This is a genomic window from Streptomyces sp. NPDC048419 (genome assembly GCF_043200415.1).
Taxonomy (GTDB): domain Bacteria; phylum Actinomycetota; class Actinomycetes; order Streptomycetales; family Streptomycetaceae; genus Streptomyces.
Window position 1 is genome coordinate 1 of sequence record NZ_JBICXT010000078.1, and the last position, 9042, is coordinate 9042.

Genomic DNA, 9042 nt, shown 5'->3' on the forward strand with positions numbered 1-9042 from the left:
AGGAGGACGCGGCCTCTACCTCGTCGCCCAATTCTCACGACGCTGGGGCACCCGCTACATGGACCGAGGCAAAACCATCTGGACAGAACAAGCCACCAACGACAATAACAACCCACCCACAGCGTCACCCGACGCCCTACTCAACCTATGGAACGACACGGACGGATGAATCCCGCCCCGAGCCAGGGACGGTTCAGCCAGACACCTCCCCTGCGACCGCAGCTGCCGGCACAGCACGCAGACCACGTGCGCCCGAGGTGGCCGAGCCTTGACTGCCTCCGCCCGCAAGCCCCTACTGATCAGCCGGACGCCGTCTGGACTGTCCGTAGCAGCCGGATACCTCGCAGGCCCCGTACGTCGGCCTGGCCTCATGGGCCCCTCGTGAGCCATGCAGCCGCCACTGTGACCGCAATGGTGAGGCCCCGACAGCGGCCCGAGTAGCGATCACTGCTGCGGTGGTCATGGCGCCTCCAGTGAGCAAACCCTAGGAAACCTCTTGAACACGGTGCTATCGCGCCACTTCGCCCCGTCTGCGACTACCAGTCCCCAGGTCTCGACACATAACAACGCACATCGGGGCACGGCCCATGCAGCTGGGGCCCATCGTCGACGGGGTGTCGCGCATCGTCTCCCCGGCGATCGGCGAGCGGGGTCCAAGACAGGAGCGACGCACCGCGGTGCAGCCCCATAGGTCGCGGCGGGCCTCATCTCGTCGCAGGCCCTGCGGCCCTGCAGTGTCTCCGCGTACAGGTCGCGCTGAACGACGCGGCGAGCGCCATGCCACCCGCACATGGAACGCATCCTGCACCCGCGCAGGCAGCACCCGGCCGTGCTCAGGCCGGGTGACCAGTCCGGCCCGCCAGCCCAGGTCCGCAAGGCCGGACGCCGACGGCGCATCAACCCGAATCCGCCCGGGACGGCCGAACGACCGATCGACAATCTGTTCACCGTGCCCGGCGAGCAAACCCGCGCCGTGCCGGGCACACACGGCCAAGCTGATCGTCCCTGGCCGCGCCTCCTCGCTCCAGGCACTCCTTGACCAGCGCGAACCACTAACCCATCGGATCAAGAAACCCCGGCAGCCCCCCTTTCCAGGCCCTGATGCCCATGGCCGGCACCGGCATCAGGACCGGCGTCCGGTATGCCCAGTCGCGCCCGCTCCCCCTGCCCTGCCGGCGACGGCGGCAATACCGTAGACCCCGCGTCGGGAAGCTGGACGGCCCGCCGCCTTTGTGCGGCCCTGGCGACAGCCGCCTGGTCTCCCCGTCCCCACGATGACGGCCCGCCGCCTTTGTGCGGCCCTGGCGACAGCCGCCTGGTCTCCCCGTCCCCACGATGACGGCCCCCCGCCCTACCACCTGCGTGCCGGCCGCCGACCGGGCCGTTCACCGACAGACAGCCCTCCCCGGGCGCGAACAGGACCAGCGCCAAAAAGGCGGGCCGAAAGCGGCCGCAGCCCGGCCTCACCGGCGATCACGGCATCACACCTGAAAGCCGCCGCACGGCGCGGCGACGAATGCCTTCCGCCGACGGTCAAGCCCAAAGAGACGGTAACGATCCCCGCAGGCAGGCAGATTAGGGCGGGCGCCCCTCCGACGGGAAGGCCCTCCCGCACCAACGCTCATGAATGTGCTCCAGGCCAAGCCAACCGGCGCCCCGGGAAGCAGCAGAGCGGCAACTCCGGAATGGGAAACAAGCCGGACAAGCGGACATTCTGGACTTTCGTGTTCCCCTGCCCGAGGAAACCGGCGACACCGCCCCTCTCCAATGATCCCCGCACGGAGTCCCCCACCGGGAGCATTACAGAGCAAGACCAACTCACGGTCTACACGGTGCACCGCTCCGCCCCGGGCGCCGAGACGGTGCCTGTCGAGGAGCGGTAAGACCAGGCCATCGCGAGAAAAACAAGAAGGCGAGAACACGCGGCCAGGTCTGCATTCGGGCCGTATCGCCCGCCCCGTCCTGCGCCGCTGCCGCTTCCGGCCGCAGAACGACGGCCGGTTTCGCATGTCCTCGACGATGCCGGTCCGCGAGGTCGACCACGGCTGCTATCCGCGAGAGGATAAGCAGATCCCTTCCCTAACCGCATCCACGCGCCGTTCCCGCACCCCCTGCAACGGATTTCCCAGCCAAGGCATCCGTAAGAAGGTGCTACCATCCGGTCATGGCTCAAAAGATTGTGACCGTCTACACGGACGACCTCACCGGCAGAGAATCCGAAGAGGTGCAGACCCACACCTTTTCACTGGACGGGGTCAATTACGAGATCGACCTTGTGTCGGATAACTACGACAAGCTCTTCGAGGCGCTCGCCCCCTTCATCAGCAGCGGCCGTAAAGTCGGCCGCACTAGGGCCGGGGGCAGGCCGCACAGGCCCGCCCCGGACGGTCCGAGCCCCGAACGGCTGCGCGCATGGGCCCGGGAGAACAATCACCCCGTCAACGACCGCGGCCGCGTCCCCGCCAGCATCCGCGAGGCCTACGCCAAAGCCCACTGACCGCAATATCCTCGCCCCGCCGCCACGGGTGGGAAGACGATACGGCCCGGCCGCGGCCGGTGGCGGCCCAGGCAGCGCGTGAGGCCGCACCACAGCCCTCCCTGCCATAAAGCACTCGAGACAGCGAACCTCTTTCACCCCCTGCCGCGGGGAAGGATGCGCTGGACAGCACGGGTATGACGGGGAGAGGTTCCCCTCGTCGTAGGCGTGGTGATGCCACGCCTCACCCCGGCGGACGAAGGGCCCCTGTCTGCTCCGTGCCGGCACAGCGTCTCGCATAAGAAGTCCGACCCTGAACGACGCCCTGCACCGCCGATGCACACGCCCCGAACTCGCCCACAACCCCACGCGGGCCCGGATACGGGGCATCGCCGCTAAGGTGCGAACGCCGGCTGCTCGAAGACCCGTCGGGCCAGCAGGCTCGGGCGGCGACCCCGCTCGATTCGGCCTGCCGCGGCCTTCATGAGGCTCGCCAAGGCGACACAGAAGGCATTTTTGTCGCGATGCGAAGCTGCAGGCGTCCGCCGGCGCGGCCCATCACCAGCGCCTCCGGCACACACCACGACTCCGGCCGCAGACGGATCGAGAACGACCCCCTGCAGAGGTCCTCCCCCTCAACGGCGACTCCTACCACCCCCAACGCCGCGAACTCCTCGCCAATGAGAACCGCGCAAACCGGGACTGACCCGACCCTGAGGGGTCAGTATTCGGGGACCCTAGGGGGTCAGTCGAACGGGATCTTTGACAGCGTGTGTCGATCCCGACGGTGCTCGTCCCGCCCGTCCTGTCTTGTGCCACAGCCATGAGTAGCCCACCCCCCCTCGACTGTTGATCAGCGGGTCAAACCGCCGAGCTCGGCAGCGCGGACACGACTGCGACGAGATGAATCAAGCCCCTATGGAGCTACGACATACCGAGTCGGCAGCACTGCCATGCCCCTCACCGGTCGACGAGTCGCCCGGGAGGCTCGGAGCCGATGGGCCTTCGAGTCTGCCCAGCGAGCGGACACCATGGCCAAAATGCTCGCAGCCGGTCTTGCCAGTGGCGGGGGGCACATCGGCCAGCCGGCGCACCGACACACCCGGCAGATAGGCGATTGCAGCCACCCGTGCGGGCAACGGTCGCCGCTTGGGTACCGATGGAGGGAGGTTGGGCCGGCCACGACCCGGGCCTTCCTCCTGCGCCTCAGGCGAGCGTACAGCTCCCGCAGCTGGCGCTCGCCGTTGGCAGCGACTTGTCGAACGTGGTGCGTCTCCCACGCAGCAGGGCCGTGCCGTGGTGGGTGGACTTGCACACGTCCAGGGCGCAGAACACATCGATCGACGTGAAGTCGATGCTGGTCACCGGGCTTTCCTCCCCGGAGTCACAACCGGTGGCCCGCCCCGGCACCGGAGATCGGCAGCCACATGACGCAGCCCCTACCGGTTGGCGGACACGCTTCCATCAGCGCTCAACCGGTGCCGCCAGGACCGGCGGCACCCCAGATCATCAAGAACAGGGGCAAATTGTCATAACGGCCCCGAAGGCCACGAGCCGCGTACGGAGCTCTACGAAGAAAGCAATTGGCAGGCTGGAAGAGCAGCAGCTTGCGGCCCGGGCTCAGCCGTCGCCAGCGGGACCCGATCGCCCGGCGATGCCTGCGTAGATGCTGTGCGAGGAAGCGCAGGGGAGAGCTGGACAGGACGACACCGGACGGGTAGACAAGCACGCGACGCTCTGGTGGAGATGGTTCTCTTGGTCCGAAAACCCATCTACCAGGGGCTTCACCCCGCTGTCAGCCCAACTGGACAACTGAGGCATCAGGTTGGAAATGGCTCAGTGCCCCACATGCACCCGCACTACTTCGGCGATGCCGTACCGCGGCAAAATTTCCCGGGTGCCGAACCTCCAGCCACCGGGAGACTCCTGCGCGCATTGGCAGACGGAGCCGAGTCCTCGGGGATCGAGCTAAAGGCGGAATTTGCCGGTCCCGCCCGATCCGTGTGTGGCGTTGATGCCTAGGGCGTTGAGTGGCATCGCGCCCTCCAATGTTCCTGGGAGAACTTCAGCAATGGGCACCGGTATAATCCCGCCGCTTCTTAGAACGAGTGTGGTGGGATCAACAAAGCGCACTTCGCCGTCATTCCCGATATATGCGTAGTTTGATCCTATAGGACGATACCACGTGCCCACGTGAGGCGTATGGGCGGCGTCCGTGTAACCGGTCTCAGTGACGACGCAGTCCGTCCAAGCAGCGGTTTGGTCTGCGCCTGACATCAAGTGCGTCAGGCGCATGTCTGCTTCCGTTGCTGTTCCTCCGGTGTGGAAGATCTCCACCATGCCTTCGAAAACGATCTGCTTGCCCTGTGGATCGACGAAGGCAATTCGGGCCTGCGGAAAGTCGGTGCTTCCATCTTTCAACTGGCCCCCAGAAAGGAATTGGAAGGTCCATCGGCCACCGCCGAATTTCGTTCCCTCAAATTGTGCTCCTGATCCGTCTGAGAGAATGCTCTTCTTCTCCTCCGCCAGTGGCCCGCCCTTCTGCTCCAGTAGCCCGCTGACGCCCGGGACGGGAACGTTCGTCCCACTTCCTTCCAGGAAAAAATCGGGTATTGCGCAGAACTCTTGTACTACATCTCCGATCTGAGTGGGAGAGAGCCACCGTTTAGGATCCGTGGGGAACGTTTTGTAGATGACAGAAACCAATTGTTCTATCACGACCTCAACGAAGGGCGCAGCCAATCCGCCGGTTAGCCTCACTTGCTGGACTGCTGTTTCTGTCTTCAGCACGCCCGCGCCCTTCTTGCTGGCGGCGGTCAGGCCTGGAACTATCTCATCTTTGGAGATCTTCTTGATCTTATCTGCAATGCCTTTAGCCACCTTCGTTGGGTCGGGATGGCTAGATTGCAGGCTTGCTTCGAGCTCCTGCTTGTAGGCATTGAACGCACCCACGAAGGCGCCTTTTATGAGGTCCCAACCGGGGATGAATGCTCCCGGAATAAAGGACATCAGGTCCATAACGGTCATGAAGTTGGCTTCGATACGGGCTATCGTTCCCGTACCAATCAACCCGGCCGAACCGGAATCCATCACACCCAGGAGAGATTCTTGCCTCTTTTGCGCAGTTTCCTCAAACTGGCGCAGAAGTGTTTCAGCCTCACGTGATTTGTACATTCGTTTAAAAACTGCCTTACCTGCGCCAGCCGCGCCGAACAGTGGAGCGAATGCTCCGGCGTAGGAGGCGCCGATACCAATTCCAATGTCGGCAACCTTTTCGACGCTGTCGAGGCTGAAAAGCTCCTTCTGCACCTTTTCGAGAGCAGATCGGCCCTTCTCTGCCTCCTCTTCCAGTTTCGATTTTTGGCCGAGGGCAAAATCTTGCACGGCCTGCCGCACCACATCTTTCATGTGCTTGGCGGCTGCTACTCCGATATTGATTCCAACGTTAGCCATTTCTCGGTACTGCGAGAACAGCTTATTGGTTTCTTTGATGTACGTTGTCAGCTCATCACCCAACACTATTGCGGCGGGCAATTGCTGGTCGATGCACTGGCGGTAAAATACATCCTTCCTTGGTATTCGGGGCTCTAGTCGCTGTAGAGAACGAGCCCGATTCAGAATTTTCTCAAGTTTCCCCACAACTCCCTTGTAGGCAGCTATGTCCGCTCTAATCTGCGCTCCCACCTTCCCGGATCCCCCAAGGGGGGTATCGTGCAGATCGGTTAGTATGCGCCCGAGGTGCTGCAGATACCGAATGCGCGCATTGACGAAGGAGGCCATGCTTTCAAGGGTCGTGGAGTTGGCAGCAAGGATGCGCTCATATGCCTGACGCAGAGCCTCCACACGTTCGCCTGTGCTGTGCTCCGCTACCGTATACTGCACGGCCGATTCCAGAGCGAGGGAACGCCGCTCGATAACTCTTTGGATCTTCTTGCGGCGCCAATTCCGCGAGTCGAGATAAACGAAGATCGCATCCGAGAGCCTCGCCACGATCTTTTGCCGGTTATCGGCAGCGACCCTTCGAAGGTCACCGACTGTTTGTTCAAGCTCGAGGGCAGCCCCCTCAGCAGACGAGGTCTCCTTCAGCTCAGGCATGAGCGTAGTTTCCCCCGAACCATCGCTACCCCCTTCTACAGGTAGAGAGGATGGCGGGCCGGAACTGGGCTGCGGAAACGGCTTGAGAACCTTCTGCTCGCGATCGCCAGCCTCGTCTTCGTCCTCGTCTTCGATGACTGGATCGCGGGTGTTCGGCTTGGGCGGGATGCCCCCCCCGGGTTCTGTCTGGGCACCATGGACAACCTTCTCCTCCTCCACCTCGGATGCCTCCTGCAAAGGAGGCGGGTCATCATCGGGCTGATCGGGCTGATCGGGCTGATCGGGCTGATCGGGCTGATCGGGCTGATCGGGCTCCACGAACGATGCCGGTTCCAGGTGAGGCATGGCATCGGGGTCCTCTTCGTATTCCGACATCTTCATCCCCAATACCTCAGAAAGAGATCGTGCCCAGGTCCTTCCGCGGTTTCGCGCGACATCGACTACTCGCACTGCTAGACCGCGGGTAGGGGCATTTGGCCCCGCCGATTGTTCCGAAGCTGCCCGCGACGGGTGTGTGCGTCACGGCAGCGCGCTGACCTCTTGTCTAGCTTCGCCTTGCACATGGGCGGCCGCAAGTGGGCGAGAGGAGCTGGCCATGGTGCAGCCGGCTGGTCCGGCAAGCCCGACCAGCCGGGCCGGTTCACAGTGCCGCCATTTGCGTTGTGACCTTGGCCGAGTCGAATAGCGACTGAGGTCACCGGCATCCGTTGACGGTGGCAACCGTCGAGGGTACCGGCGGCGACTACTTCGCCTCCATTAACATTGCCAACAGCAGCGGATTCATAGATGTACACCATGCCGCCAGGGTTGGCAGTGCCGACGATGTCCAAGCCGTCGGCCGTGAACCACCCACCGCTCTCGACCGTGTCGACCCTGATGTCGTGGGCGTTCAGCATCGATCAGCTGCTTGGCCGCGCCGACGGCGTTGTCAGGGTAGTCGGCCGCGAACCTGCGGACCCGTTCCAGTTCGGAGTGGATGCCCGATACCTCGGTCAGGGCGTCGGCGTGCACCATCCGGCGGACAACGCGGGCCGTATGCAGGCGCAGCTCGTCATCCGGGTGGCAACCGTCCCGCGCAAACGCCTCCCGCAGATTCGCCGCGGCTACTGACGTGTCCACGCCGCGCTCCAGTCGGATGAGCAGGCCGGAGGCGAGCTCGCTCTGGTGCCATGCCGGCCGCGGCTCTGCCGGGCGACCACGATCGCCGATGACTCGGCCCCGGCCACGCCCGGCCTGCCGGCCCGTGACTCCGCGCTGCCGCTCCCCGGGACACACTGGTCAGCGATATCACCTACGTTGACATCTGGGCCGGGTTCCTTTGTCTCGCGACCGTCATCGACTGCACCAAAAGCGGTGGTCGGCTGGGCGATGGCCGACCACATGAAGACATCCTTCATATCGGATGCACTCGATATGACAGCCCAAGAATCGACAGCCGGAGCGGTTCATTGAATCTAGCGAGGTCACGTGCCGCCGCAACCTCCGACGGGCTCCCGCCAACACCCGGGGAAATGGCCAACATCAACTGACAATGTGAGGTCCACCTGGTGGCCCGGTCCACGATTCAGCCCTTACCGACATCCCCGGCGGCTGACCCTTGCGCCATCCGCGTGTATTTGAGATGACGTGCTGCACCGTTTTGGTGAAAGAGAGCTGTGAATGGTGGTGCGGTAGGAGCAGGATGGTCCATCGACCACGGCGGGAAGCCGCCGACCTGATGAACCGAGGTGACCGGGCGTGTGACGGGCCAGACGCCCGACATCCAGGAGAGGCCACGTCCGAAACCGCATCAGCCACGCCCTGTCCTGACTGACGGTCTGGGCTGTCGTGGCGAAGTGGGCGGCAATCGCCGATCGCAAGAAGCGCCGATTCGCTGAGGCTGACCACGTCGTTTCGAGCAACCCTGGTTTCAAGCGTCAGGCCGGCCAGCCGGGCGGGGCAGCGTCTCGCATGGAACACCCTGATGATCTCTCGACCGAGGGACAGACTGGCGGTATTCCCTGCGGGCGGCGCACTGAGCTTCTTCAACACGGCGCCCCAATCAGAGGGGCCAAACCATCTGACCTGCACCAACCTGGCCGACATGTCATCCGATCGGTGGCCAACTCGAAGAAGCTCACTGATGATTCACGCGAAGAGCGGGAGACAAAAGGGTTGTGAGTATCCTCAACGAACCCCAGGGTGCCGCCGCAACCAGCGGCCATTACACGGACCAGCTGCCCATGCGCCGCAAGCAGCCCGGCAATGTCGTGATCAAGTGGCTGACGACCACTGACCACAAGACGATCGGGACGATGTATCTGAGTACCTCATTTTCGTTCTTCCTGATCGGCGGCGTGATGGCGCTGCTGATGCGCGCCGAACTGGCCCGGCCTCGTCTGCAGATCGTGTCGAACGAGCAGTTCAACCAGGCGTTCACGATGCACGGCACGATCATGCTGCTGATGTTCGCGACGCCGCTGTTCGCCGGC

5 protein-coding genes are annotated in these 9042 nt (G+C 63.7%); 3 read left to right on the plus strand and 2 right to left on the minus strand.

What is annotated here, in order from left to right; genetic code table 11:
• Positions 1-2164 precede the first annotated feature (2164 nt).
• Positions 2165-2497, plus strand: coding sequence for an Lsr2 family protein (locus tag ACGFYN_RS47330; RefSeq protein WP_393872166.1), 333 nt, complete (start codon positions 2165-2167; stop codon positions 2495-2497).
• A gap of 1185 nt (positions 2498-3682) precedes the next feature.
• On the opposite strand, the gene ACGFYN_RS47335 is transcribed toward ACGFYN_RS47330, so the two are convergent.
• Both ACGFYN_RS47335 and ACGFYN_RS47340 read right to left on the minus strand, forming a co-directional pair.
• Positions 3683-3841 carry a hypothetical protein gene (locus ACGFYN_RS47335; RefSeq protein ID WP_393872167.1) on the minus strand — a complete coding sequence of 53 codons (159 nt, stop codon included), beginning with the start codon at positions 3839-3841 and terminating at the stop codon, positions 3683-3685.
• A 603-nt stretch (positions 3842-4444) separates the two neighbouring features.
• Positions 4445-6952: a hypothetical protein gene (locus ACGFYN_RS47340; protein WP_393872168.1), complete on the minus strand. Its 2508-nt coding sequence runs from the start codon at positions 6950-6952 to the stop codon at positions 4445-4447.
• A 405-nt stretch (positions 6953-7357) separates the two neighbouring features.
• Between ACGFYN_RS47340 and ACGFYN_RS47345 the strand changes: the two genes are divergently transcribed.
• Positions 7358-7681, plus strand: a complete 324-nt coding sequence (locus tag ACGFYN_RS47345) for a hypothetical protein (RefSeq protein ID WP_393872169.1) — start codon at positions 7358-7360, stop codon at positions 7679-7681.
• A gap of 1046 nt (positions 7682-8727) precedes the next feature.
• The coding region (locus ACGFYN_RS47350; protein WP_393872170.1) for a cbb3-type cytochrome c oxidase subunit I at positions 8728-9042 on the plus strand (315 nt) is incomplete at its 3' end.